This is a genomic window from Snodgrassella sp. CFCC 13594 (assembly GCF_001590725.1).
In the GTDB taxonomy this organism is placed as follows: Bacteria; Pseudomonadota; Gammaproteobacteria; order Burkholderiales; family Neisseriaceae; genus Snodgrassella.
Genome location: NZ_LQXR01000107.1, coordinates 1 through 335, shown reverse-complemented (window position 1 = coordinate 335; position 335 = coordinate 1). Strand labels below are relative to the sequence as shown.

Genomic DNA, 335 nt, shown 5'->3' with positions numbered 1-335 from the left:
GGCTGGGCTTTGGGTGTAGAAACCGGCGATACGATTACCGGCAATGGCGCGCTGACATATATGCAGGCCATGGCCAAGCAAAAGGGGATTGCGCTGCCGCAGGCGCAAGTGGACAAAATTCGCTACGATATGGCATTGGCGTATTTGAATACCTTGGCCGCTAAGGCGGCATCGGGTTCCACCAATACCGATATCACCTATTATGAAATGCGCAAATTCCATAAAGATGTTTTCGAAGCCAATGATCTGGATATTGGCTATTGGACGCTGGAAACCCCAATGGCATTGATTGAGCGCTATGCCCAAGGCAAACGCAGCGATGGCAGTGTGATCAT

General features: G+C 50.7%; 1 protein-coding gene. It reads left to right on the top strand.

What is annotated here, in order from left to right:
• On the top strand, window positions 1–335 hold a 335-nt coding region (locus A2F46_RS12795; RefSeq protein ID WP_197457682.1), incomplete at both ends, for a hypothetical protein.